The organism is Lysobacter sp. FW306-1B-D06B (assembly GCF_038446665.1).
Lineage (GTDB): Bacteria > Pseudomonadota > Gammaproteobacteria > Xanthomonadales > Xanthomonadaceae > Lysobacter_J.
Genome location: NZ_CP151802.1, coordinates 1,134,052 through 1,158,742, shown reverse-complemented (window position 1 = coordinate 1,158,742; position 24,691 = coordinate 1,134,052). Strand labels below are relative to the sequence as shown.

25 protein-coding genes are annotated in these 24,691 nt (G+C 68.4%); 6 read left to right on the top strand and 19 right to left on the bottom strand.

Annotation, left to right across the window (positions count from 1 at the left end):
* Positions 1 to 47: 47 nt before the first annotated feature.
* On the bottom strand, positions 48 to 269 hold the full coding sequence (locus AAFF32_RS05260; RefSeq protein ID WP_342316716.1) for a hypothetical protein: 222 nt from the start codon (positions 267 to 269) through the stop codon (positions 48 to 50).
* A gap of 348 nt (positions 270 to 617) precedes the next feature.
* Between AAFF32_RS05260 and AAFF32_RS05255 the strand changes: the two genes are divergently transcribed.
* From AAFF32_RS05255 to AAFF32_RS05240, 4 genes are all read left to right on the top strand, one after another.
* Positions 618 to 1,052 carry a RidA family protein gene (locus AAFF32_RS05255; RefSeq protein ID WP_342316715.1) on the top strand — a complete coding sequence of 145 codons (435 nt, stop codon included), beginning with the start codon at positions 618 to 620 and terminating at the stop codon, positions 1,050 to 1,052.
* Positions 1,053 to 1,328: 276 nt separating this feature from the next.
* The gene (locus tag AAFF32_RS05250; protein WP_342316714.1) at positions 1,329 to 2,009 is read left to right on the top strand and encodes an alternative oxidase; all 681 of its coding nucleotides are present in this window, start codon (positions 1,329 to 1,331) and stop codon (positions 2,007 to 2,009) included.
* 207 nt (positions 2,010 to 2,216) lie between these two features.
* Positions 2,217 to 3,278 carry an HlyD family secretion protein gene (locus tag AAFF32_RS05245; protein WP_216961573.1) on the top strand — a complete coding sequence of 354 codons (1,062 nt, stop codon included), beginning with the start codon at positions 2,217 to 2,219 and terminating at the stop codon, positions 3,276 to 3,278.
* Complete coding sequence (locus AAFF32_RS05240; RefSeq protein ID WP_342316713.1) at positions 3,268 to 4,317, top strand: DUF2955 domain-containing protein; 1,050 nt, start codon at positions 3,268 to 3,270, stop codon at positions 4,315 to 4,317. Before AAFF32_RS05245 ends, AAFF32_RS05240 begins: the two co-directional genes overlap by 11 nt.
* A gap of 3 nt (positions 4,318 to 4,320) precedes the next feature.
* On the opposite strand, the gene AAFF32_RS05235 is transcribed toward AAFF32_RS05240, so the two are convergent.
* Both AAFF32_RS05235 and AAFF32_RS05230 read right to left on the bottom strand, forming a co-directional pair.
* On the bottom strand, positions 4,321 to 5,898 hold the full coding sequence (locus AAFF32_RS05235; RefSeq protein ID WP_342316712.1) for an MFS transporter: 1,578 nt from the start codon (positions 5,896 to 5,898) through the stop codon (positions 4,321 to 4,323).
* A gap of 9 nt (positions 5,899 to 5,907) precedes the next feature.
* On the bottom strand, positions 5,908 to 7,002 hold the full coding sequence (locus AAFF32_RS05230) for an HlyD family secretion protein (RefSeq protein WP_216961584.1): 1,095 nt from the start codon (positions 7,000 to 7,002) through the stop codon (positions 5,908 to 5,910).
* A gap of 103 nt (positions 7,003 to 7,105) precedes the next feature.
* Here AAFF32_RS05230 and AAFF32_RS05225 point away from each other — a divergent pair, with 103 nt between their 5' ends.
* A complete protein-coding gene (locus AAFF32_RS05225; protein WP_342316711.1) occupies positions 7,106 to 7,750 on the top strand; it encodes a TetR/AcrR family transcriptional regulator in 645 nt (214 codons plus the stop codon).
* A gap of 7 nt (positions 7,751 to 7,757) precedes the next feature.
* On the opposite strand, the gene AAFF32_RS05220 is transcribed toward AAFF32_RS05225, so the two are convergent.
* The 13 genes from AAFF32_RS05220 to AAFF32_RS05160 form a co-directional block, all read right to left on the bottom strand.
* Positions 7,758 to 9,221, bottom strand: a complete 1,464-nt coding sequence (locus AAFF32_RS05220) for an efflux transporter outer membrane subunit (RefSeq protein WP_342316710.1) — start codon at positions 9,219 to 9,221, stop codon at positions 7,758 to 7,760.
* A gap of 91 nt (positions 9,222 to 9,312) precedes the next feature.
* Positions 9,313 to 10,905 (bottom strand): proton-conducting transporter membrane subunit, encoded by a 1,593-nt coding sequence (locus AAFF32_RS05215; protein WP_342316709.1) that lies wholly within the window; start codon positions 10,903 to 10,905, stop codon positions 9,313 to 9,315.
* Positions 10,902 to 12,404 carry a proton-conducting transporter membrane subunit gene (locus AAFF32_RS05210; protein ID WP_342316708.1) on the bottom strand — a complete coding sequence of 501 codons (1,503 nt, stop codon included), beginning with the start codon at positions 12,402 to 12,404 and terminating at the stop codon, positions 10,902 to 10,904. The genes AAFF32_RS05215 and AAFF32_RS05210 overlap by 4 nt, the downstream gene beginning before the upstream one ends.
* Positions 12,405 to 12,434: 30 nt before the next feature.
* The gene (locus AAFF32_RS05205; protein ID WP_216961598.1) at positions 12,435 to 12,773 is read right to left on the bottom strand and encodes an NADH-quinone oxidoreductase subunit K; all 339 of its coding nucleotides are present in this window, start codon (positions 12,771 to 12,773) and stop codon (positions 12,435 to 12,437) included.
* Positions 12,766 to 13,713: a hydrogenase subunit MbhD domain-containing protein gene (locus AAFF32_RS05200; protein ID WP_342316706.1), complete on the bottom strand. Its 948-nt coding sequence runs from the start codon at positions 13,711 to 13,713 to the stop codon at positions 12,766 to 12,768. The genes AAFF32_RS05205 and AAFF32_RS05200 overlap by 8 nt, the downstream gene beginning before the upstream one ends.
* Positions 13,710 to 14,000 (bottom strand): monovalent cation/H(+) antiporter subunit G, encoded by a 291-nt coding sequence (locus AAFF32_RS05195; protein ID WP_216961604.1) that lies wholly within the window; start codon positions 13,998 to 14,000, stop codon positions 13,710 to 13,712. The genes AAFF32_RS05200 and AAFF32_RS05195 overlap by 4 nt, the downstream gene beginning before the upstream one ends.
* Positions 13,997 to 14,257 carry a monovalent cation/H+ antiporter complex subunit F gene (locus AAFF32_RS05190; protein WP_216961607.1) on the bottom strand — a complete coding sequence of 87 codons (261 nt, stop codon included), beginning with the start codon at positions 14,255 to 14,257 and terminating at the stop codon, positions 13,997 to 13,999. The genes AAFF32_RS05195 and AAFF32_RS05190 overlap by 4 nt, the downstream gene beginning before the upstream one ends.
* A 42-nt stretch (positions 14,258 to 14,299) precedes the next feature.
* Positions 14,300 to 14,833 carry a Na+/H+ antiporter subunit E gene (locus AAFF32_RS05185; protein WP_254200478.1) on the bottom strand — a complete coding sequence of 178 codons (534 nt, stop codon included), beginning with the start codon at positions 14,831 to 14,833 and terminating at the stop codon, positions 14,300 to 14,302.
* A 5-nt stretch (positions 14,834 to 14,838) separates the two neighbouring features.
* Positions 14,839 to 17,898 (bottom strand): efflux RND transporter permease subunit, encoded by a 3,060-nt coding sequence (locus tag AAFF32_RS05180; RefSeq protein ID WP_342316705.1) that lies wholly within the window; start codon positions 17,896 to 17,898, stop codon positions 14,839 to 14,841.
* Positions 17,895 to 18,956 (bottom strand): efflux RND transporter periplasmic adaptor subunit, encoded by a 1,062-nt coding sequence (locus tag AAFF32_RS05175; RefSeq protein ID WP_342316704.1) that lies wholly within the window; start codon positions 18,954 to 18,956, stop codon positions 17,895 to 17,897. Before AAFF32_RS05175 ends, AAFF32_RS05180 begins: the two co-directional genes overlap by 4 nt.
* Positions 18,957 to 19,186: 230 nt before the next feature.
* Complete coding sequence (gene arcA, locus AAFF32_RS05170; protein ID WP_216961615.1) at positions 19,187 to 20,440, bottom strand: arginine deiminase; 1,254 nt, start codon at positions 20,438 to 20,440, stop codon at positions 19,187 to 19,189.
* Positions 20,441 to 20,457: 17 nt separating this feature from the next.
* Positions 20,458 to 21,861, bottom strand: coding sequence for a basic amino acid/polyamine antiporter (locus AAFF32_RS05165; protein WP_256448102.1), 1,404 nt, complete (start codon positions 21,859 to 21,861; stop codon positions 20,458 to 20,460).
* 143 nt (positions 21,862 to 22,004) lie between these two features.
* Positions 22,005 to 22,127, bottom strand: coding sequence for a hypothetical protein (locus AAFF32_RS05160; protein WP_256448103.1), 123 nt, complete (start codon positions 22,125 to 22,127; stop codon positions 22,005 to 22,007).
* A 101-nt stretch (positions 22,128 to 22,228) separates the two neighbouring features.
* Here AAFF32_RS05160 and AAFF32_RS05155 point away from each other — a divergent pair, with 101 nt between their 5' ends.
* A complete protein-coding gene (locus tag AAFF32_RS05155) occupies positions 22,229 to 22,678 on the top strand; it encodes a DUF6491 family protein (protein ID WP_342316703.1) in 450 nt (149 codons plus the stop codon).
* 9 nt (positions 22,679 to 22,687) lie between these two features.
* On the opposite strand, the gene AAFF32_RS05150 is transcribed toward AAFF32_RS05155, so the two are convergent.
* From AAFF32_RS05150 to AAFF32_RS05140, 3 genes are all read right to left on the bottom strand, one after another.
* Entirely contained in the window at positions 22,688 to 23,107 is a 420-nt protein-coding gene (locus AAFF32_RS05150; RefSeq protein ID WP_342316702.1) for a helix-turn-helix transcriptional regulator, read from the bottom strand.
* Between the two features lie 88 nt (positions 23,108 to 23,195).
* A complete protein-coding gene (locus AAFF32_RS05145) occupies positions 23,196 to 23,942 on the bottom strand; it encodes a hypothetical protein (RefSeq protein WP_342316701.1) in 747 nt (248 codons plus the stop codon).
* A 65-nt stretch (positions 23,943 to 24,007) separates the two neighbouring features.
* Positions 24,008 to 24,682 (bottom strand): hypothetical protein, encoded by a 675-nt coding sequence (locus tag AAFF32_RS05140; RefSeq protein WP_342316699.1) that lies wholly within the window; start codon positions 24,680 to 24,682, stop codon positions 24,008 to 24,010.
* Positions 24,683 to 24,691 lie beyond the last annotated feature (9 nt).

Sequence of the window (24,691 nt, the reverse complement as noted above, 5' to 3'; positions counted from 1 at the left end):
CCGGACGCGCGATGCGTCCGGGTTCCGCAGTGCGCGTGCGAACCCGCTCAGTCCTCGCCGTCGTCGGCGAGCTTCATGTCGCGCAGGATCGCGCCCAGCTCGGTATGCACCGACTCGACCATGTCGGGCGGCGCGCGTTTGAGGATGAAGTCCGCCTTGCCGGCGAACGTGTCGAAGAACGTGGCGGTGTCGGGCGTCTCGCGCAGCATCGAGGGAACGTCGTCCCGCAATGCCTGCAGTTGCGATTGGAGTTCGGACCAGGTGGGCATCGGCATGGATTCGCTGGAAAGGGCCGTCACCGGATGATGACCGCGACCGTGTGTCGCGCCGTGAACGAGGCCGGCATGCCGTTCATCCGGCTGGGAGCCTCGACCGCGCACTGCGTCCCGTGGCGCAACGCCGATCGTAGGCCAGCGCAGCCAGTGTTCTGTAAGCGCGTGCGAGGCAACAGCGCGTTTCCGCGCGCGGCCGCAGCGCCAGCAGCGCGGACGAACCGGTTTGTGCGCATTGGTGCGATTTCCTCAACACCGCATGCCCTTCCATCGGGCTACACGCGGGCCGTGCACTCGCCTAGAACAGTGGGCGGATCCGCATCAACGCAAAGCAGGAGAACGGACGTGACGATCGGCAAAGAGACCAAGGGCATGGGCATGCCCTGGGAAGACGCCTACGGCTATGCGCAGGCGGTGAAGGTGGGCGACACCATCTACGTGTCGGGACAACTCAGCCATGACGCCGAAGGCAACATCGTCGGTGCACCTGCGCTGGATGCGAAGGGCCGGATCCTGGATCACTCGAACATGGAGATCCAGATGCGGCAGACGTACGCGAACGCGCGCGCCCTGCTCGGCCAGTTCGGTGCATCGCTCGACAACGTGGTCGAAGAAGTCCTGTACGTCACCGACATGGACGCCGCTTTCGCCGTGGCCGGCACCGTCAGGAAACAGGCGTACGGCACGGACAAGCCGAGCGTTGCCAGCACCATCCTGGTCACGCCGCGCCTGGCGCTTCCCACGCAGCTCATCGAGATCAAGTTCATCGCCCGGGTCTAGCGACGCCACACGGCCCGGCCGGCCTTCCGCGAGAGGCTGCCGTTGCAGGCCGCGCAAACGCCGATCGATCGCGAACTGGCGCCTCTGCTCGCCGCCCATTCCGGGCAGTCCGGCGCGATCTTCCAATAGCAGCTTCAGGGCGCCTGCATTCGTGCGTCCCGGTCAACAACAGGTGTCCGACGAACGACCTTCCTGCGCGGGCTCCCACGACCTACAGTGATCGGACCCGATCCGCGCCCATCGGGCCGGCGCGCAGGCCGGCTCCCGGAGACTCCCATGCCCGCAGGCGATCCGCGTCCGCTCGATTTCCACCATCCGGTCCTCAACGCCTCCGACCGCATCGCCTACCGCACCACGCGGGCGCTGCGCTTCTTCGCGGACACGCTTTTCGCCAAACGCTATGGAAACCGGGCCATCGTCCTGGAAACCGTCGCGGCCGTGCCCGGCATGGTCGGCGGCGCGCTGGTGCACCTGCACTGCCTGCGCTGGCTGCACGACGACGAAGGCTGGATCCACACGTTGCTGGACGAAGCCGAGAACGAGCGCATGCACCTGATGACCTTCATGGAAATCGCGCGGCCGAGCTGGTTCGAACGCATGATGGTGCTGGTCGCCCAGGCGCTGTTCTTCACGTTCTACCTGGCCCTCTACGTGGTTTCCAGCCGCACCGCGCACCGTCTCGTCGGCTATTTCGAAGAGGAAGCGGTGGTGAGCTACACGCGGTATCTGGCGGAAATCGACGCCGGCCGCATCGACAACGTGCCCGCGCCGGCCCTCGCGATCGGCTATTGGAAGCTTCCCGCCGACGCGCGCTTGCGTGACGTCGTCATCGCGGTTCGCGACGATGAAGCCGGCCATCGCGACGTGAACCATGCCTTCGCCGAGGAGAAGACGCGATCGCGGCACCCGCACGCCCAGGCGGCATCGGCCGACGCGGGCCCACGCGACACCGCATGAGGTGAGGCGCGCGCGGCGGGCAGCGCAGGGTTGACCGCAGATCGCGAATCGCGCGCACCGCACGCCCTGGCAGCGCGGGCGGTGCATTGGTGCCGGACAGGCAACATGATGTCCACGCGAAGTCGGCTTCCGGTGCCGCGTGCGCGGTACTAGCGTCGGTGCAGGGTTGGACGAGTCGGGGTGCCGCCGGCATCCGAGGAGTGTTCAATGAGCACCGACGCCCGTTTTCGCGCCTGGATGTTCGGATCGCTGGCGCTGATCGGCCTGAGCTTCGTGTATTACCTCGTCGCCGACATCCACATGCCGGTGTCTCCGGAAGCGCGCCTGACTTACCACGTCACGCAGGTTGCACCGGAGGTGAGCGGTCGCGTGGTCGACGTGCAGGTGCGCAACAACCAGCGGGTCGAGAAGGGGCAGCTGCTGTTCCGGGTGGATCCGGAAACCTACCGCACCGCCGTGCACGACGCCGAGCTGCAGGTCGAGCAGGCCGGGCAGGACAACGCGCAGCTCGACGCCTCCATCGCGGCGGCCTCGGCCGAAGTCACGCGCATGAAGACCCAGGTGGATGACGCCCTGCGCGAACTGCGCCGTTTGCAGGGCCTGGTGAGCGAACGCTACGTGTCGCGTTCGGCGCTCGACCAGGCGCAGGCCCGATACGACGTCGCGCGCGCCGCGTTGCAGTCTTCGCGCGCGGCGTTGAACGCGGTGAGGGTGCAACGCGGCAGCGACGGCGACCGCAGCCTGCGCCTTCGACGCGCGCGCAACGCGCTCGCCCATGCCGAACTCGACCTGCGCCGCTCGGACGTGGTGGCGGCCGCGCCCGGCATCGTCAGCAACATGCGGTTGGCGGCGGGCACCTACGCGCAGGCCGGCGTGCCGAAGCTGGTGTTGATCAGCACGGCCCCCAGCCTCCAGGCGGATTTCCGCGAGAAGGCGCTGCTGCATGTCAGCCCGGGCACGCGCGCGCAGGTGGCGTTCGACGCGTTCCCGGGACGGCTGTTCGACGCGGAAGTGAGTTCGCTCGACGCGGGCGTGGTGCGCGGGCAGATCGATCCGGACGGACGCCTGGCTGCGCCCGACCAGGACGACCGCTGGGTGCGCGATGCCGAGCGCGTGCGCGTGAATCTGCAATTGCTCGAGATCCCGCCGCGCCCGCTGATGACCGGCGCCCGCGCCACGGTGCAGCTGCATCCGCAGGCGCGGGGCCTGCGGCATTGGCTGGGTAACGTGCAGATTCGCCTGATCACCCTGCTCCACTATGTCTACTGACGCGCTGTCGCAGTCCCGGCAGGCGCGGCCCGCGCTCGGCGAGGACGCGTGGCGGCAAGCGTGCCGGCTGGCGATCGGCACCACCGCGGCGCTGGCCGTGGCCAAGGCGATGAGCTGGCCGTTCGGCGCGTTCTTCGCGCTGTATCCGGTGCTGTTGCTGGGCCTGGTGCCGATCTACAACCTTCGCATCGCGGCACAGTTCGTGGCCAGCAGCCTGGTCAGCATCACCGCGGCCAACCTGCTTGCGATCCTCGGCAACGTGTCCCCGCTGCTCGCGATCGGCGCGTTCTTCGTCTTCGCCCTGGCCTGCTTCCGCCTCATGGCGCAGGGCCCGTGGTTCCTGTTCGGCGCACTGACGATGGTGGCGTCCTCCGTGCTCGTTCACCTGGCGAGCTACCCGCACGTTCCCAAAAGCGATCTGTTCACCGCGCAGTTCATCGCGACCTTGCTGGCGGCGTTCATCGCAGGCGCGGTGCATGCGCTGATCCCGGAGCGGCGCAAGCTTCCGCACGGCGCGCCCGCCAAGCCGTTGCCGCTGGTGCGTCACCAGATGCTGCTGGGCGCGATCTGCGCGACGGCGTCCTTCGCGGTGTTCCAGTTCCTGGACCTCCCCGATGCGCTGTCCGCGCAGGCGGCGACCGTGCTGATCCTGTTTCCGATGACGCTGGCCGGCGGTCGCCGTGCGGCGTGGACGCGTGTGTCGGGGACGCTGCTGGGCACCGTCTATGCCCTAGCGCTGCAGCTTGTGCTGTACTCGCACGTGAGCCAGGCGGGATTCGTGATTGCGCTCTACGGCGTGGGCGCGCTCGTGTTCGCCACCATGCACGTGCGCGAGAACGCCGGCCCCGCCGTGGGATTGAGCGCCGCCACCGCGATCGCGGTGCTGATCGGCCAGCTCTCGCCCGCCGGGGATCTGTACAGCATCTCGCTCTATCGCCTCACATCGGTGGCGATCGCCGTCTTCGGCATGCTGCTGTGCATGTTCGCGGTGGAAGCCGTGCTGAACCGGTTCGCCTCCACGCGCGCCCCTTCGCCTTGACACTCAATGTGCTGCCAAGTGCCTTTGCGCGTGTTGCGCGCGGCGCGACTGCCGCGCGAGAAGCGCCTTGGTGCCCAGCAGCAGCGGTATGGCCACGACGAAGAACATCGCCAGCGACAGGAAGATCTCGTCGAACGCACGCGCGGCCGACTGCTGCTGCACCTGCCTTGCGATCCATGCCGCGCTGGCCGTCGTCGCCTCGCCCGCCGCAAGGCCCTGCTCCATCCACAGATTCATCAGCGTCGCCTGCGTCGCGTCGAGTTCGGCGCTGCCCATCGGCACGTGCTGCCACAACGCAACGCCATGCGCAGGCAGGCGCCATTCGAGCATCGTCGAAACGAACGCCATGCCCGCCAGTCCGCCCGCCTGCCGGCCCAGGTTGAACAGCGCGACGCCGCCGGCCATCCGTTCGCGGGGAAGCCCACCCAGCGTCATGACCGTCAGCGAGACGAACAGCAGTCCCATGCCGAAACCGCGCAGCCAGGTGGCCAGCAGCATCTGCGGCGCGCCGGTCTGCGCGCTGGACAGCGAGAGCAACCACATGCCGGTCATGAAGAGCGCGATGCCCACCGGGATCGGCGCCACCACCGGCACGCGGCCGGATTGCAGCGCCAGCCCGGCCAACGCGAGGCCAGCCGCGGCGGCGATGGAACTGGACAAGGCCAGCTGGCCCACGTGCTCCGGCGCGAGCGACAGCACGACGTTGCCGAACAGGGGAATCGCGGCGCCGCTTCCGAACAGGGCGAAGCCCGCGAAGAAGCTGGCGCACAGACCGAATACGAAGTCCGGATGCGCGCCTGCATGGCGCATCGCCTGGCGGCCGGCGTCGCCGCGCAAGGCGAACCACGATGCGCAGGCGAGGGCGATCACCGATGCGACCGCCACCACGCGGATGTGCACGGCATCGAACCAGTCGAAGCGCGCGCCTTCTTGCATCACGTATACGACGCCGACGATCGCGGGCGCCAGCAGCAGCTGCACGACGGGACGAGGGGCGTTCGATGCGACGCGCGCAGGCTCCCGTGGTCGCGTGGAATGGAAGGCGACGCATGCAAGCAATGCCGTGACAGCTGCGCCGACGAAGAGATCGCGCCAGTCGTGTGCGTCCGTCACCCAGCCGTGCAGCGCGGGCGCGACCATTACCGGCACCACGACGACGGCCAGCGCGATCATGCTCTGCAGCAGCGGTTGCCGCGTCGCGGGATACGCCTGGAACACCAGCGTCTGCGCGGCCACCAGCACGAGCGCACCGCAGGCACCCTGTGCTGCGCGGATCGCAATGGCGAAGGTCAAATCGGGCGCCATCGCCAACGCGCCGGTGACGACCGCGAGCAGAAGGCCGCCGACCCACGTCGTCTTCACCGCGTCGTAGCGACCGACCAGCCACGGCGTCGACACGAAGGCGATGAGTTTGGTCGCGAGGTAGGCGATGTTCAGCCACGCCGCTTCATCCGGCGTCGCCGCATAGCCGCCCATCACCTGCCCACGATTGACCACCAGGAGCGTGCCGTTGATGCCGTCCACGGCCATCAACGCCACGATGCCGAGCAGGCAGATCGCCTGGCGCAATGCGTTGGCCATCGCGGCCGGTCAGTTCGCCGTGGAGGCGGTGCGCTTGCCGCGTGCGGGAGCGGGGTCGCCGTCGGTGTGGATCGACACTTCGGCGGACAGGCCGGCATAGAGTCGGCCGGCGAGCGCATGCGCGGGATCCAGCACGATCTTCACCGGCACGCGCTGAACGATCTTGGTGAAATTGCCGGTCGCGTTGTCCGGGGGCAGCAGCGCGAACTGCGCGCCGCTTCCCGGCGCGATGCTGTCGACCGTGCCCGTCAGTTCGACGCCGGGGTACATGTCCAGCGTCACCTGCGCCGTGTCGCCGACCTTCACGTCGGTGAGCTGCGTTTCCTTGTAGTTGGCGACGACCCAGACACCGTCCAGCGGCACCAGCGTCAGCGCCGTCGCGCCGGGCGCGACGTAGCGGCCGACGCGCACCTGGCGATTGGCGACGACGCCGTCGACGGGCGCGCGCACCACGGTGTGCTTCAACGAGATCGACGCCAGCCTGCGCGCCGCCTGGGCCTGTTGCAGTACCGCTTCGACCTCCAGCTTCTGTGCACGCAGCACCTCGAGCCTGTCCGTCTCCGCCTGGCGCCGCGCGCGCGCGGAGTCGGTCGCGGCCAGCGCCCGGCGGTGCGTGGCATCGGCCGATTCGTGCATCTGCCGGCTCACGGCGCTTTGTTCCACGAGGGTGCGATAACGGCGCGAATCGAGCCCCGCGCGCTGCGCCTCGACTTCGATCGCGCGCACGTCGGCGGAGGCCTGCTCGATCACCGCGCCCTGCAACTGGATCTGCTTGTCCAGGCTGCCCAGCGCGGATTGCTGGCGCAGCACGTTCGCGAGCGCCTGGTCCAGCTGCGCCTGGTAGTCCGCGTCCTCGATGCGGAACAGCACCTGGCCGCGCTTGACCGGTTCGTTGTCGCCGACGAGCACCTCCGAGACGTAGCCCGCCACGCGCGGGGCGATCACCGTCACCTCGCCGCGCGTGTAGGCGTTGTCCGTCGACACCGAGGCGCTGCTCCACAGCCAGCCGTGCACCGCCCACGCCGAGGCCGCGACCGCCGCGCAGGCGGCCAGGATGAAAACTGAGCGACTTCGGCGCTCGTTATTCGGGAGGGTCGTCTTCATCGGGTGCCCGTGCGGCGGTCGCGGCTCAATGGGTACTGTTTGGTACCGTTGAGGTAAACGGTAATAGTCGGTACCTTACGTGTCAAGTGCCATGGAGTGCGCCATGAACGTCCCCAGTGAACCCACGCCCGCGCGCCGGAGCCGGCGCAGCCCGGATGCCTTGCGAAGCCAGATCCTCGATGCCGCCAGCGAGCTGTTCCTGCGCGATGGCTACGCCAACACGAGCATCGACGCGGTGATCGAGAAGGTGGGCGGCTCCAAGCGCGCCATCTACAGCCATTTCGGCGGCAAGGACGATCTCTTCGCCGCGATGGTGACCGGGCTGTCCGAACAGGCCCTGCAAGCCATCCACCGTGCGGACGAGCGCGCCGGCGACGACGTGCGCGCCAGCCTGGAGCAGTTCGGCCGCGCGATCATGCGGATCCTCATGGATGCCCGGACGATCGCGCTCTACCGCCTGGTGGTGTCCGAGTGCGGGCGCATTCCGGGCCTGGCCGAGGCCTTCCTGCAGAACGGGCCGGGCCGCGCGACGACCGCCCTGACCCGCCTGCTGGAGCGCTACGCCGGATCGGGCCAGCTCGCCATCGCCGATCCGCGCGCCGCGGCCGAGCACTTCATCGGCATGCTGCGCGACGACCTGCACCTGGAGGTGGTGCTGGGCGTGCGCAAGGCGCTGGGCGAGCGGGCGCAGCGCACCCGCGTGGAGCAGGTGGTGGACATCTTCCTGCACGGCGTCGGCCCGCCCTGAGCGTCCGTCACCGCCGCAGGCCGCCGCCATCGCTGCGTGGCGCGGCCTCGGAACCGGTCTCCGTAGCGGTGGTGCGCGCCTGCGCGGCATCGACCCAGCCGCCGCCCATCGCCCGATAGACCTGGACGATCTGCGTGTTGCGCTCGGCGCGCACGCGCACGAGGGCGATTTCGGCGGCGAACAGCTCGTTGTCGGCGATAAGCACCTCGACGTACCCCGCCATGCCGTACTCGAACTTCGCCCGCGACAACCTCGCCGAATCACGCAGTGCCCGCACGCGCGCTTCCTGGCGCTGGAGTTCCTCGGCCTTCTTCACGGTGCCGGTGAGGGCATCGTCGGTTTCGCGCATCGCGTTGAGGATGGTCTGCTGGTAGACCAGCACCGCCTCCTCCTTCTGCGCCTCCGCGGTGCGCACCTGGCCTTTGATCGCACCGAAGGTGAAGATCGGGCCGGCCACGTTGGCGGCGACCAGCCACGCACTGGCCGGGCCGGTGAGGAAATCGCCAAACGACGTGCTCGTGGAACCCAGCGCACCGGTGAGCGTGAGGTCGGGGAAGTACAGGGCCCGCGTGGCGCCGATGTTGGCGTTGGCCGCGACGAGGTTCTGCTCGGCCTGCAGGATGTCGGGGCGACGCTCCAGCAGTGACGAAGGAAGGTCGGCCGGAATGCGCGGCGGCACGAGCTGGTCGATGGTGAGCCCGCGCGGAATCGGGCCGGGGTTGCGCCCCAGCGTGATGGAGATGAGGTTCTCCACCGCCGCGATCTGCTGCTCCAGCACGGGGATCGTCGCCAGCGCCTGCTCGCGCTGCGACCGGATCTGCGAAACCTCGGTCAGCGACACGATGCCGGCCTTGTGCCGCAGGTCGAAGATGCGCGCCGTCTCGCCGAAGTTGTTCGCCGTGGCCTGTGCGATCTCCAGTTGCCGGTCGAGCTGGCGCAGCGTGATGTAGCTGGCCGCCACGCTCGTCACCAGCGAGAGCACGACGCCGCGCCTGGCCTGCTCGCTTGCGTACACGCGCGCCTGCGCCGCTTCGCTCAGCCGCCGCACGCGTCCGAACAGGTCGATCTGCCAGCTGGCGCCGAGCGAGCCCTGGTACAGCGTGAAATACGGGTCCGCGCCCGCCGGGATCGGCGGCTGCCCGACGCGACTGGCCTTGGCGCGGCTTGCATCGACGTCGTAGCCCACCGTCGGGAAGAAGCGCGAACGCGTGGCCGTGAGCGCACCGAGGAACTGATCGACGCGCGCGGCGGCGATGCGCACGTCGCGGTTTTCGGCGAGTGCGGTGTCGATGAGCTCGTCGAGCACGGGATCGTTGAACGTGGTCCACCACTGCGTGTTGGCCAGGTCTTTCGCTTCGCCGGGTGCGATGCGCCATGCGTCGGGCGTGTCGATGGTCGGACGCACGTAGTCCGGCCCGAGCGTGCACCCCAGCGAGAACAGGAGCAGGGCCGTGGGAACGAGGATCCTCATGACGGTACCTCCGCAGTGCGTCGGGCCGTGCACGGAACGCGCGCGGCCGCAGCACGATGATGCAGTCTTGCGATGCAAGGCTTCGTCTTCATCACACGCGCAATGTCCAGTAGAAGGCGGCGGCGATCAGCAACAGCGCGACGCTCGCCACCTGCCACCGCCGCGCCACGGTGTCGCATCGTTCCAGCGCCACCGCGATCGCACGGCCGGCCCGTTCGATGCCAACGAGTGCGATGCCGATGTCGCCCGCCGGCAAGGACGGCCCTGCATGCGCCACGCGCGCCCATGCCCATGCCAACGCGCCGCCGACCAGCACCGGCCACAGCGACGCCCACAGCGCAGCCGGTGCCAGCGCGGCCGGGGACGTGCCGATCGGGATCGCCAGATAGAGCCACCACGGAACGACCACGCACGCGACGGCCATGAACAGCCACGTTGCGGTGCCTCGCACGCTCGCCTGCGTCGCGTTCGCGAGGCGGCGCAGGAAGTGCACCATCAGCATCGACGTCGCCACCGACGAAGCCACCGCCAGCATGGCCATGACGCCATTGCCGACCACGCCCTTGGCCGCATCCTTGGCCAGCGCGCCGCCCGTCAGGGGAAGTCCGGCCAGGCTCAGCGCCACGATCGCCGCGACCGCGAGCCACGGCCACGCAACGCGCCGGCGTGCCGGCACCGCGTCGATCGCCAGGAACAGCGTGCCCTTCACCAGCAGGTGATGTGCCGCGTAGAAGACCGCGATGATCGGCGTGGCGGCGTCGCCACTGGCCAGCCCCATGCCGATGAGCGCCATCACGAAGCCCATCTGGCTCACGCTCGAGTACGCCAGCACCACCTTCGTGTCCGACTGCGTGAGGCCGATGGCGACGCCGTAGAACGCACCGAGCATTCCCACGGCCGCCAGCGGCATGCCGAAGTCCGGCAACGCGATATCGAAGGGAAGCAGGCGCACGAGCGCCAGGACACTCGCCTTCACCACCGCACCGCTCATCACCGCCGCGGCGGAGAGGGGCGCGGCGCCGTACGCCAGCGGCATCCAGAAATGCATCGGCACCAGCGCGGCCTTCATGCCCAGGCCGATGATGAGCAGCGTGAGCGTGAGCCCGCGCGTGGTCGACGCGGACAAGGTGGCCGGCGCGTCGGCGATCATCAGGCTGCCTTCCGGCGATGCCTGCACGAGCAGCACCAGCGCGGCGAGCAGGAGCGCCTCGGCCAACAGCGCCACGCCCAGATAGACGGCCGCCGCGCGCATCGACGCGGGGCGCACGCCCTGCATCACCAACCCCGCCGCGCCCACACTCAGCACCGCCAGCAGGAAGTAGAAGCCCACCACGTCGGCCGCGAGGAACACGCCGACACAACCGGTGAGCGTCATCAGCCAGGCGGTGACGAAAGCACCGTTGCTCGCCCGTTCCTCGCGCTGCGCGTGAAGGGCGCCAGCGATCCACAGCAGCGACGCGACGCCCAGGAGCACCGCACCCGGGCGATCCATCGCGAAGACGAGCGCGAAGCCGGCATGGCCGACGCGCAGTGGCATGTCCTGCGGCGCGAACAACGCCGCCAGCAAGGCCGGCACCGGCGCGATCGGCAACCACCGCATCAGGTCCGCACGCGCGCGCGCCCAAAGGCACGCCAGCAACAGCAGCAGCGGGGTTGCGATGGCGGCGGCGATCCATGCGTTCATGGCGCACTCCATGCCGCCTGCGCGCGACCCAGTTGCGGCACGTCCAGCGGCAGCAGCGCCGCCGCGCCGAGCAGGAACGAACACAAGGCCAGCCCCAGCACCGCGCCCTGCTGATAGCGCGGCACGACCGCCTTCGGCGCCCAGCCGGCGTCGGGCGCCGCCATCGCACGCACCACGACGATGAACACGTACACGCTGGTGAGCAGGCCGCCGATCAGCATCGCCAGCGCCCACCACCACTGCGCGGTCGACACGGCGGCAGAGAGCAGCAGCCACTTCGCGAGGAATCCGCCGCTGGGCGGCAACCCGATCAGCGACGCGCCCGCGAGCGCGAAGGCGAGGATCGTGATGGGAAGCTCGCGCCCGGCGCCGCGCAGGTCGGCGACGCGATCGTGCCCGAGCGTGGTGTAGATGAGGCCGGCCGCCATGAACATCGCCGCCTTCGCCGTCGCGTGCGAGATCGCCTGCAGCATGCCGCCGGTGACGGCGGCGGATTCATCGGCCTGCGCCGCGCGGGCGCCCAGCGCCAGCGGGAACATCAGGAACAGGTAGCCGATCTGCGCGACCGTCGAATAGGCGATCAGCAATTTCAGGCGCACCTGCCGCAGGGCGACGATGTTGCCGACGAGGATCGCCGCCACGCCCAACGCGGCCAGCCACTGCGCCGCGGGCCACGTGATCACGCCGGGGAACACGTCCAGCCACAGCCGCACCGCGAGGAACCACGAGCCCTTGATGACCAGCGCCGACAGCACCGCACTGGCCGCCGCCGGCGCGCCCGCGTGCGCAGGCGGCAGCCACAGGTGCAACGGGAACAGCGCCGTCTTGGCCAGCAGCCCCGCCGTCATCAGCGCGGCCGCTGTCCACGTCAGCGGGCCCGCGGCGACGCGCTCGCCCAGCATCGCGATGTCCAGCGTCCCGTACGCGCCATAGAGCAGGAACGCACCGAGCAGGTACAGCATCGAACCCAGCAACGCGTAGAGCACGTAGCGCAGCGCGGCGCGCAGGGTTTCGCCGCGACCGTCCAGGCACACCAGCGGCACACCGGCGAAGGTCAGCAACTCCAGCGCGACATAAAGCGTGAAGACATCGCCACTGACGAACACCAGGTTCAACGCGCCCCACACCGCCATCAGCAACGACCAAAACGTGAGCGACGCGCGTTTTTCGCGCACGCCCACCGGCGTGCCGAAATCGGCGCGCGCATACACCGCGATCCCGGCGATCACCACGGCGACCGCCACCAGCATCACCACCGACAGCCCGTCCGCACGCAGCGCCACGCCCAGCGGCGGCGCCCAGCCTCCGAGCAGGTAGACCAGCGCCGCGCGCGATTCGATCACCGCCTCCGCGATCGCCAGCACCACCACCAGGCCCACACCGATCGTCGCGATCGCGACCCGCTGCGCATGACGACCGCCCGCGACCAGCCCCAGCATCACGGCCACGAACGGCACGAGCACCGCCGACACGAGCAGGTGGCCATCGGGCGTGGTCACGACCGCCCCCCTGCGCCTGCGTGGCGCATGTCACGCGCCGCGACCATCATGATCCTTCCGGGTCGGCGCCTCGTCGTCCAGCGACGTCGTGCCGGTCATTTCGAACAAGCGCAGCAGCAGCGCCACGGCCAGCGCCGAGGCCGAGAACGCAACCACGATCGCGGTGATGAGCAGCGCCTGCGGCACCGGATCACCACCCATCCCCATCGCCGCACCACGGCGCGCGATCACCGCGCACACCAGGAACACGCCCGTGCCGATGATGTTGAACGCAAGTATCTTGCGCAGCGGCTGCGGATTGACGATCAACCCGTACAGGCCGATCCCGATCAGCGCGGCGGCGCAGTAGCCGAACCACGTTTCATTCATGGCGCCCTCCCGTGTCGCGCGGCGCACCGGCCAGCAGCAGCGCCAGCGTGATGGCCAGCGATGGCATCAGCGCGATCTCGATGACGACGATCAGCGGTTTCGCGAACCCGTCCGGATACGCGAGGAACGCCCCGGCGCGCCACACGCCGTAGACACCGATCGCGACGAACACCAGCGGCCCGGCCACCAGCCACGCACGCAGCGATGCGCGGCCGATCAATGGCGCACGCGCAAGGCCAGCCATCATCGCCAGCAGCCACATCGCCGCCAGCACCGTCGCGCCCTGGAACTTCCCGCCCGGTGCATCGGCGCCCACCCACAGGATGTAGATCGCTATCACTACCCCGATGGGCGGAAGCACGCGCGCGACGTAGGCGAGCACGCCGTCCGGATCGACGTCGTGTGCGACGTCCGGCCGCTGCCCCCATGCCGCATCGGGCGTGAGCGACCACACGCCGATCAGCGCGAAGAGCAGCACGATCGCCTCCAGCAGCGTGTCCATCGCGCGGAACGCCAGCAGCACGCCCGTGATCGGATTGCCGACGCCGGTCGCATCGAGGTTCGCCGCGACATCCGGCACCAAGGTGGGCTGCGGTTCCGGCAACCAGTTCAGGCACACCACCAGCACGGCGGTCACGCCGACCGACACCGCGACCGCCAGCACGCGCGTCAACGGCCCACGCCGCGCGCCCACCTCGCCGTATCCGGCACCGCGCAGTCGCGAGGCCGCGCCGATCAGCAGCGCGCCGGTCAATCCGCCGCCGATGGCCGCTTCGGTCATCGCGACATCGACCGCCGACAAGCCCACCCACGCCAGTGTGAGCAGCAACCCGTACGCGATGAAACCCGCCACCGCCGCGAACATCCCGCGCGCCAGCACCACCCACAGCGCGAGAGCGATGAGCAGCGCGATCAACGCGAGGGTCGGCGCGCCGCTCATGGCTTGTCGGCCTCGCGCACCGTGCGCGCGATGAGTTGCGATACCGCCGCCGAAGCCCACAGCACCAGGCCCCAGATCAGGATCAGCTTGATGCCGACCAGCACGCTCCCCGCCTGCGGCAGCAGGCCCAGCACCACCAGGCCCAGGCCGAGGTTGTCGGCCTTGGTCAACGCATGCAGGCGCGTCAGCGAATCCGGGAAGCGCAGCAATCCCACCGTTCCGGCGAGGAAGAACACACCACCGGCGCAGACGGCGACATAGGTCCACAGGTCGAGCAGCAGGCTCATGATCGCCTCGCACCTCGCGCCGCCTTGACGAAGGCGATCGATGCGAACGCCGCCAGCAACGCGAGGATCAGCGCGACATCCGTCACCGCCGATGCACCGGCCGTCGCGCCGAGCAGCAACGCCGCGATGCCGCCGCTGCCCAGCAGTTGCGCGGCCATCATGCGCTCCGCGTCGCCCGGCCCGCGCAGGATGCGCACCAGGCCGATGGCCACCACGAACAGGACGAATGCCGCCGCGCCCAGCAGGAAGTCGTCCATCACGCCTGCCCTCCCGCGTCCGCGAAGACGCGTGGTGCGAACTCAATCATGGTCATCCTCCCGTGCGGGAATCAGGGCGCGCGCGAACAGCTGCTCTTCGCGCTTGAGCTGTTCGGTATTGGGTAGGTCGCGGTCCAGGCAGTGGTACACCAGCGTGTCCTGCGTCTCGCCGCAGGGCACCGAACCGGGCAGCAGGCTGGTGATCGCCGCGAACGTGTTGCGCGTGACACCGCGCGGGAATGCGACGGGACATTCCACGATCCCCGGTGCCAGCGGCAGGCGCGGATCGAAGGCGCGACGCGCGACGTCGATGCCGGCCAGCACCGATTGCCACAGGAAATGCGGCCCGAGCGCCAGCAACGCGCCGAACTTCAGGTGCCCGGCTTCCGGCCTGAGCAGCTGCAGGCTCGTCCACGTCGCAAGAACGCTGGCCACCAGGCCGAACGCCACGTCCGCCGGCTTCGCGCTCGGCATCAGCACGATCCACAACGCGAGGAATCCCGCGCCGCGCATCAACGCCGTCCACGCGTACCGCCCGCGCGCGAACTTGCCACCGGCCGGTGACGGCGCGCCCATCGCGCTCACCCCTGCTCCGCCGCCCGCGTCGGCGGCGGCTCGTTGCCGAAGACCGTCACGTACAGCACCGGCAGGAAGATGAGCGTGAGCGCGGTGGCGACCAGCAGCCCGCCCATGATGGCGAACGCCATCGGCCCCCAGAACACCGTGGGTGCGATGGGGATGAGGCCGAGCACGGTGGAGATCGCCGTGAGCATCAACGGCCGCATGCGCGAAGTCGCCGCACTGAGCACCGCATCGAGCACGCCCATCCCGGACGCGCGGTCGGTCTCGATCTGGACGATGAGGATCACCGCGTTCTTGGCGATCATGCCGATCAGCGCCAGGATGCCCAGGATCGCCACGAACCCCAGCGGCCGGTTGAACACCAGCAGCGAAGCCACCACGCCGATCAGGCCCAGCGGCAGCACGCACACCACCATCGCCAGGCGCCGGAAGCTCACCAGCAGGATCATCATGATCACCAGCATCAGCAGGATCATCACCGGCACCACCGCATACACCGAGCGGCTGGACTCGTTGCTTTCCTCGTAGAGCCCGCCGGTGTCGACGCGGTAGCGCTTTGGCAGCGTTTCGTTGAACGCTTCGATCTTCGGCCGCAATGCGTCCACGACGTCGTCGGGCAACACGTCGCGCGTCACGTCCGCGCGCACCGTCAGCGTCGGTACGCGGTCGCGCCGCCACACCAGCGGGAATTCCTGTTCCTCGGTGAACGTCGCGAACTGCCGCAACGGCACCGTCCGCCCCGTGGCGGTGGGCACCTGCAGCGTGGAGAGCGTGTCGAACGACGCGCGCTCCTCGTCGGTGGCGCGCGTGACCACGTTGATCAGGTAGATGTCGTCGCGCACCTGCGTGACCGGCGTTCCGGCGATGGACGCGTTGAGCACGCCCGCCAGCGCCGCCGAACTCACGCCGAGCTGGCGTGCCTCGTCCTGGTCGATGTGGACGCGCACCTGCCGCGCGGGCTCCATCCAGTCGTAGTTGACGTGGCGCACGCGCGGGTCCGAACCCACCACGCCCGCCAGGTCGAGCGATATCTGCCGCAGCCGATCCATGTCGGGCCCGCTCACGCGGTACTGCAACGGCCAACCCACCGGCGGCCCCAGTTCCAGCGGTGACACGCGCGCAACCACGTCGGGAAAGTCCGTCGCCAGCAGATCCTCCAGCTTCTGATGAAGGCGTTCGCGCGCCTCCAGGTCCTTGGCGACGATCACGAACTGGGCGAAGAACGGATTGGCCAGTTGCACGTTGAGCGTGAGGATGAAGCGGATCGCGCCGCGCCCGACGTAGGTGCTGTAGTGATCGACGTCCGGGTTGCCGTTGAGGAACGCTTCCAGGCGCTCGGCCTGCTCCTGCGTGGCGAAGATGGACGCGTTCTGGCGCAGCGTCATGTCGACGGTGAGCTCGGGGCGGTCCGATGCGGGAAAGAACTGCTGCGGCACGAAGCGCACCAGGAAGATCGCCAGCACGAAGGCCGCGACGGTGACGCCGATGGTGAGCCAGCGTGCGGCGATCGCCCCGCGCAGCAGCTTTCCGTACGTCGCCATGATCCGGCTCGGCTTGGCCTGCGCATCGCGCTTGGGCACTTTCAGGATCGCCTTGCCGAGCAGCGGCGCGAAGATCACCGCGCCCAGCCACGACACGATCAGCGAGATCGCCACCACCGCGAAGATCGAAAAGGTGTACTCGCCCGCCGAACTGCGCGCGAAGCCGATGGGGACGAAGCTGGAGATCGTCACCAGCGTGCCGATCAGCATGGGCGCGGCGAGCGTGCGGTAGGCGTACGTGGCCGCCTCGTCCTTGCTGTCGCCCGCGCCGAGCCGGTTCATCATCGCATCGACCGTCGTCATCGCATCGTCGACGAGCAGGGTCAGGGCGATGATCAACGCACCGAGCGAGATGCGGTGCAGGTCGATGCCCAGCGCGTTCATGACCGTGAAGACGATGGCCAGCGTGAGCGGGATCGACAACGCGACCACCGTGCCCGGTCGCACGCCCAGGCTGACGAAGCTGCACACCAGGATGATGATGATGGCCTGCCACAGCGAGGCCATGAAGTCGTTGATCGAAACCTCCACTGTCACCGCCTGGTCGGCCACGAGCGTGGGCTCGATGCCCACCGGCAGGTCGGCGCGGATGTCGGCCATCTCGCGGCGCAGGTTCTCGCCCAGCGCCAGGATGTCGCCGCCTTCGCGCATCGCCACGGCCAGGCCGATGGCGGGCTTTCCGTTCACGCGGAACATCGGTTGCGGAGGATCGACAGTGCCCCGATGCACGCGGGCGATGTCGCCCAGGCGCACGATGCGGTTGCCGGCCGGGAAGTTGAACGACTCGATGTCGGCCTCGTTGTCGAACGCACCGCTGACGCGCAGGAACACGCGCTCCTGCCGGGTCTGGATGACGCCGGCGGGGCGCACCACGTTCTGCGCCTGCAACGCGCCGATGATCGTCCGGTAATCCAGGCGCATGCCGGCCAGGCGCTCGGTGGAGAACTCGATGAAGATCTGTTCGTCCTGCGCACCGAGCACTTCGATCTTGGACACGTCCGGCACGTTCAAAAGACGCGAACGCACCGCTTCGACCTGGTCGCGCAGCTCGCGAAAGCTGAAGCCGTCGGCGGTGAAGGCGTAGATCGTGCCGAAGGTGTCGCCGAAGTCGTCGTTGAAGAACGGACCGACGACGCCGGCCGGCAAGGTCTGCCGGATGTCGCCGATGTTCTTGCGCACCTGGTACCAGACATCCGGCACCTCCGACGGCGGCGTGGATTGCTCGAGTTCGACGAAGATCGTGGTCTGCCCCGCCGTGGTGTAGCTGCGCACCGAGTTGATGTGGCGGGTTTCCTGCAGCTTGCGCTCCAGACGTTCGGTGACCTGCGGCAGCATTTCTTCCACGGTCGCGCCGGGCCACGCGGCGCCGACGACCATCGTGCGGACCGTGAACGCGGGATCCTCGTCGCGGCCGAGCTGCAGGAACGACATCAAGCCTGCCGCCAGCGAGATGATCATCAGGAACACGACCAGCGAGCGTTTGCCCAGGGCCCACTCGGAGAGGTTCGGCCCTATCACGGCTTCGCCTCGATGAGGCGAACCTTCTGGCCGGGGCGCAGCGCCTGCACGCCGGCGGTCACCACGATGTCGCCCTGGTTCAGGCCCGAGGCCACCATCATCGCCGAGGGGCTGGACGACTGGATGCCGATCTCGCGCGTCGACACCGTGTGCGCCTTCGGGTCGACGACCCACACCGCGGCCTTGCGTCCGGAGCGGATCACCGCCGCGGCCGGCACTTCGATGCCGAGCACGGAATCCAGCTTCATGCGTCCGGTCACGGTGCTGCCCAGGCGCATCGCGGCGGGCGGATCGATCAGGCCGACGTTGATGCGGAACGTGTTGGTCACCGGATCGGCGCGCGGCGCGACTTCACGGATGCGGCCCTGCGCGGTGATGCGTGGATCTGCGGTGAGCATGACGGTGATGCGCGGGTTGTCGGGCGCGCTGTCCTTCACCGCCGCGGGCACGTCGAAGACGGCATCGCGCCCGCCTTCGCGCGCGACCTGCGCGATCATCTGGCCTGCGCCTACCACCTCACCGGGTTCGGCGCCGACGGCGGTCACCACGCCCGCAACATCCGATGCGATGCGCGTGTAGCTCAAGCGGTTGCTGGCGAGGTTGAGCTGCGCCTGCGCCGATTCGACCTGCGATTGCGTGGCGCGGCGACTGGCTTGCGCCTGGTCGAACAGCGCCCGCGACACCGCGTCCTGCGCCACCAGTCCGCGCATCCGGACGAAATTGTTGTCGGCCTCCACCGCCTGCGCCTGCGCCGCGCTGAGCTGCGCACGTGCAGCCTGCACGCCGATCTCTTCGTCCTGCGTGTCCAGTCGCGCGATCACCTGCCCGCGCTGCACGCGATCGCCCACGCCGACCCGCCGTTCGGTCACGCGGCCGGAAATGCGGAACGACAGGTTGGCCTCGCTTTCGGCCTGCACGCTGCCGACCAGCGATACCGTGTCGCCGCTCATGCGCTTGTCGGTGACCATCACGCGGACGGGCCGCACTTCCTGCGTTTGCTCGTCGCTGCCGCGCCCGCAGGCGGCAAGAAGGACGAGCACGCAACCCGCGGCGACCATGCGCCAGTGGAAGCAACACCGGAGGACGCGGATGGAAGGCACTGGCTCGACTCCCTATCGATGTACCGGACCGGATTTCATCCCCCCTGGTCCGGGCGCACCGGACGGCCGGGATAACGCACGGAGCCGGTGTCCGCGCGACTGCAACGCAAGCGCCGGCCCGGGTCCGGATCTGCTTCCCGGGCGCGCCTTCGATCCGGCCGGTCGTCGCGAACCGCGATTGCCCGGACCTAGAAATCCACCGCGTCGCGGATGATCGGACACGTCATGCAGTGGCCACCGCCGCGTCCGCGGCCGAGTTCGGCGCCGACGATGGTGATGACCTCGACCCCCTGCTTGCGCAGCTGCGTGTTCGTATAGGTGTTGCGATCGTACGCATAGACCACGCCGGGCGAGGCGCACACCAGGTTCGCGCCGCTGTCCCACTGCGTGCGCTCCTGCTGATAGGCCGTGCCGCCGGTTTCGACCACGCGCAGCTTCTTCAGGCCCAGCGCCTCGCCGACGACGTCGACGAACGGCTTCTCCTCGCGGTGCAGTTCCACGCCGCTGGGATGGCTGCTCGGGCGATACGAGAAGGTGCGGACCTGGTTGATGAACTCCGGTGCCAGCAGGCACAGGTCGCGATCGGCGAAGGTGAACACCGTGTCCAGATGCATGGCCGTGCGCATCTTCGGAATGACCGCCACGATCACGCGTTCGGCCGCCTTCTTTTCGAACAAGGACGCGGCCAACTGGCTGATCGCCTGACGCGAGGTGCGCTCGCTCATGCCGATGAGCACGTTGCCCTTGCCGATCGGCATCACGTCGCCGCCTTCCAGCGTCGCCAGGCCGTGGTCCTTGGTCGGATCGCCCCACCACACGTTGACCTTGCCGGCGAAGTCCGGATGGAACTTGTAGATGGACGTGGTGAGGATGGTTTCCTCGTGGCGCGCCGGCCAGTACAACGGATTCAGCGTCACGCCGCCGTAGATCCAGCACGTGGTGTCGCGCGTGTAGAGCGTGTTGGGCAGCGGCTGCAGCAGGTACTCGGCTTCGCCCGCCGCCTCCTGCACGACCTTGAGCGCCTCGCCGCCGATCTTCTCGGGGAACTCCTCGGTCGACAGGCCGCCGATGAGCGTTTCGGCCAGATCGCGCGGAGACAGGCCCTCGAGATAGCTGCGCAGTTCGTCGATGAAGCCCAGCCCGACCTGGTCCGGCACGACCTGGTTGTCGAGGATCCACTTCTTCGCTTCCGGTATCTCCACCGTCTCGGCGAGCAGGTTGTGCATCTCCACCACGTCGATGCCGCGGTCGCGCATCTTGTTGACGAAGTCGAAGTGGTCGCGCTTTGCGTTCTCCACCCACAGCACGTCGTCGAACAGCAGCCGATCGCAATTGGTCGGCGTGAGCCGCTGGTGGGCGCGCCCGGGCGAACACACCATGACCTTGCGCAGCGTCCCTACTTCGGAATAGACGCCGAACTTTCCATCCGATGCCGTCGCCATGAACCTGCTCCTGCTTGCTAGATGGTGATGTAACCGGTGACCAGCCACCACACGCCCACGATGGCGCCGATCGCGGCCAGAACGAAGATGATCCAGTCGGAGGTGCGCGAGAAGACCGGAAGTCCCTGCTCGCGCCGCGCCCACACGTACAGCGCCGTGCCCGGTGCATAGAGCACCGCCGAGAGCACGATGAACTTCATGCCGCCCGCGTAGAGCAGGAAGATGGTGTAGACCGTGGCGACGGCGGCGATGATGAGATCGCGCTTGCGGTCGCCGGGGTCGGTCTCGTAGGTCTCGCCCCGGCGCGTCAGCATCAGGCCGTAGCCGGCCACCAGCAGGAACGGAATCAACGCCATCGCACTGGTGAGGTTCAACATCAGGCTGAACGCGTCGCGCGACCAGTAGGTGGTGATCACGATGACCTGGATCACGATGCTGGTCGCCCACAATGCGGCCACGGGCACCTTGTTGGCGTTTTCCTTCGCGAACACGCGGGGCATGTCGCGGGTCCTGGCGGCCGTGAACATGACCTCCGCGCAGATCAGCGACCACGCCAGGTACGCGCCCAGCACCGAGATCAGAAGGCCGATGCTGACGAAGATCGCGCCCCACGGGCCGACCACCGCCTCCAGGACCGTCGCCATCGACGGCTGGCGCATGCCGGCGACATCGACGCGCGGCAGCACCGCGTAGGGAAGCAGCGTCACCAGCACCATCAGGGTGGTCACCGAGATGAAGCCGGTGATGGTCGCCGCGCCCACGTCCTCGCGCTTCTTGGCGTAGCGCGAGTACACGCTCGCGCCTTCGATGCCGAGGAAGACGAAGACCGTCACCAGCATCGTCGCGCGCACCTGGTCGAAGACGCCGCCTTCCAGCCCGCCGCCGTAGAAGTTCAGCTGGAACAGGTCCATCTTGAACGCGAACGCCAGGATCGCGATGAAGACCAGAATCGGGATGATCTTGGCCACCGTGACGATCTGGTTGATGAAGGCGGCCTGCTGCACGCCGCGCAGGATCATGAAGTGGAACAGCCAGATGCCGACCGAGGCGACGACGATCGCCACCACCGTGTTGCCGTCGCCGAAGACGGGGAAGAACGCGCCCAGCGTCGACTTGATCAGCACCCAGTACGACACGTTGCCGATGCAGCTGCCGATCCAGTAGCCGAACGCGGAGAGGAAGCCCGGGTAATCGCCGAAGCCTTCCTTCGCGTAGGCGAACACGCCCGCGTCGAGGTGGGGCTTGCGTTCGGCGAGGAACTGGAACACGCGCGCCAGCATGTACATGCCGGTGCCGGCGATGAGCCAGGCGATGATCGCGCCGAAGGGTCCGGTCGCGTTCGCGAAAGTGCGAGGCAGCGAGAAGATGCCCGCCCCCACCATTCCGCCGACCACCATCGCGGTCAGCTGCATGCGTGACATTCTGGGTTCGGACGTCGCCATGTCGCTCACGGTCCTGTGCACGTCGGCGAACCATGCTTCAAGTTGCGTAACGTGTTCGTGAAGATGGCGAGAAGGGTTCTGCCGTTCATCGCGGTTTAAACGCGATATGTGTCACGCCGACTTCACTGCATGCTCACCGCATGTGGATGCGCGTTGCGGTAGGCCGCCGCACTGCGGCAGCGGGCACGTTTCACTTTCGCTTCACCGCAGCCGTCGTATTCCACGCGCTCGTTCGACAGGTCCACTGGTCGAACCTCCGCGTCGCACCGCAACGGGCCTGCGTGCGACGCGATGCGACGGGCTCCATCACCGACCGACGGCAAACGACATGCGCTACACCGCTCCCTTGCTTCTCGCAATCGCAGCGGCCCTGGCGGCCGGATGCGCCACCTCGCCCACGCTGGACACGCAGGAGCGATTGGCGCTCTATCGCGAGCACGCCGGTGCGCCGGTGCCGTCGTTCCGCCTGGAGCGGATGACGGGCACCCAGAACTGGACGCCGCTGGGCGATCAGGCACTGGCGGTCTGGTCCAGTGCCAGCCGCGGGCACCTGCTGGAACTCGTGAATCGCTGCCCCGCGATGTCGTCCGCCTCGGGCATCGCCATCACCAACCGTGGCGGCCAGGTCACCGCGCGCGTCGATGCGGTGATGCCGCGAACGGCCACCGGGCTGGTGGCGGTAGGCAGCGGCACCTGCCGCATCGATTCGATCCGCCCGCTCGATGGCCGCTCGCTGCGCGACGCCAAGCGCGAGCTGCGCGAGGCGGACATCGTCGAACGAAGTGACGGCGGTTAGGCCGCGCGCCTACCCGCAACGCGCCACGTGCTCGCCACGCCTGAGCGTCTCGTGCGGGTACTCGCCGAAGAGCGCATGGTATTCGGCCGCCATGCGGCCCGGATCGCGAAACCCGAACCGCTGTCCGATCGTGGCGATGGTGGTGTGCCCGGACATCGCGGAGAACAACGCGGCGCGGACCAGGTGCAGCCGTCGCATGCGGATGTACCGACTCGGCGACATGCCCAGCGTCGACTGGAACGCCGAGCGCATCGTGCGCTGGCTGACGCCCGCGTCCGCGCAGATCTCGCTCACGCGTAACGAGCGCCCGTCGGTGGCGTCGATTTGCGCCATCGCCCACGACAAGGCCTGGCGATCCAGCGCCGGACGCCCGCGTCGCGCGGTGACCGCGCCGTCGTCCTGACCAAGCCGCTTGCGGGATCCGGGCATGAGGGCTTCAGGGAGCACGTGAAGAGACACGCGGCACGATCGGGCCGCGCGGCATGCGTCGTCTGCATTGCTTCCAATGCGCGGGCGCTCAGAAGGAGATGGCCACGCCGATCAGCGGTCCGTGCTGCATGAGCTCGTAGTGCTGGAACGTGCGGCCCTGTCCCTCGCTGTAGTCGTAGGACAGGACGCGGTAACCGAAGTACCAGTCGAAGCGGTCGTTCACGCCGCGACGGAACGTGGTCAGGAAATGCCAGGTCAGGTCCGAACCGCCGCCGCCGATGTCGCCGCGCACGTTGTAGCTCCACTTCTCGCCGATCGGGAACGAGGCGCGCATGCCGATCAACCCGTCCGTCCAGCTTGCGCCGCGCCTCGCCTGCGCCGTCTGTTGCAGCACGCGCACGTTCAACTCCGAATCCAGGTCGAAGTAGGCCGCCGACAGCAGTACTTCGGCGTAAGGCGCGAAGCGGTATCCGCCCGTCGCCATCACCGTGAGCTGATCCAGGTACAGGCTTCCGCCCACGTTTCCGCGCGGGCCGGACGCGCGCCAGCCCAGATCCATGTACGTGACGTCGGTGCTGAACGACCACAGGCCGTTATCGATCCGGTAGGCCACCATGCCGCCCATCCGCAATGCGTCGAGCACATCGGACTTGTCGAGCTCCACGCTCAGCGGCGGCAGGATGCCGATCTGCGCATCGCCTTCGATCGCCGCGCCCATGGCGTAGATGTAGACCGTCTGCTTCCACGAGTCGCGGGCTTCGACGTCCTGCGCCCGTGCGGGCATGCACAGGCACAGGGCGGTCGCGCTCGCCGTGATGGAGAGAAGAAGCTTCATGCATCACCTCCTCGCATTGCTTTTTGCATGGCCACATCAATCGGCATTCGTCATGCCCGGCTGGATCACCATCTGGAACGGCTTCGTCGTCGCCGGTGTCGGCTGCGCATTGCGCGTGCCCGGGAAAACGGCGAAGTCGGGCGTGAACTGCACCAGGATGCCACCCAGCTGCTCGATCGGCTTGCGATTTCCGCTGAACCGGGCCAGCCCCTGCTTCTCCAGGTCCGCAGCGTCGCGCGCGCGGTTGCGGCGGCCGTGGCGGGATCGAACACGATCCAGCCGGTGTTGCCCTTGATGAAGGTGACGTTGGCCAGGTCGAAGCCGCGCACCTGGTAGATGCGGTCCGGCAGCACTTCGTACAGGCCGTAGGCCATGTTGAGGATGGCCTGGCGTTGCAGCGACGGATGGATGCTCTCGAAATCCTTGTCCTGCAACAGCCAGCTGTAGCTGTCCATGTCCCACGCCACGTTGCCGGCGTCGGCCATGATCTGCTTGAACGGTGGCACCGCGATGAGCCCCTTCTTGTTCTCTTCGAAATCGCGCTTGTCCTCGAACGGCAACGCCTTCCGCACGCCGTTGCGCAGTTCGACGGTGAAGCGTGACGGAGGCTTGCCCTCGGGATGGAAGTGCGTGAGGGCGGCCTGCGCCGCGGCATGGCCCGACTCGGGAGGTTGCTGTCCCCACGCCGAGGACGAACCTGCGACGAGCACCAGCAAGGAAGTAGCGAACAGTGCCTTCATCTGGAAGCT